This is a genomic window from Nitrincola alkalisediminis, assembly GCF_009821115.1.
GTDB classification, from domain to species: Bacteria; Pseudomonadota; Gammaproteobacteria; order Pseudomonadales; family Balneatricaceae; genus Nitrincola; species Nitrincola alkalisediminis.
Map to the genome: position 1 here is coordinate 6823 of NZ_VYTY01000021.1, position 500 is coordinate 7322.

The window sequence follows — 500 nt, forward strand, 5'->3', positions numbered from 1 at the left end:
GTAGAGTGCTTAAGCCAAACCATTGGCTTTGTGCCCCACTAACAAATCAGTGGTTGGCTTTGAAACTCAGCTGAATGACCAAATCGATGCTTCAACTTAATCTCCCAAAGATGATAAAACACTTCCATATCAGATTAGTGCTTACCATCGTCTCGCAAAGTCATAACCTCTGATTCACTCAAACCCGACGCCTGCGCAATCTGTGCATCGGTTAAAACATTCATTGATATTAAATTTAGAGCCGTTTCACGCATTTGGACTTGGCGACCTTTTTCAACGCCTTGTGCAATGCCTTTTTCAATTCCTTGCTCAATACCTTTTTCGATACCTTGCTCAATACCTTTTTCAATGCCCTGCTCAAAACCACCCTCTCTCGCTTCTTTCAACAAGGTCGCCTCATCATGCATCGCCCGTTGACGCACAAACGCCAACCGACGCTCTTCATCATCTGCACTAATCATCTTCAATCGCTCCATTGCCTTTTTCACTGGCTCATAAGG

General features: G+C 44.2%; 1 pseudogene. It reads right to left on the reverse strand.

The window, feature by feature from the left end:
- Positions 1–134 precede the first annotated feature (134 nt).
- Positions 135–500, reverse strand: a pseudogene (locus tag F5971_RS18205) (hypothetical protein); the annotation flags it as partial.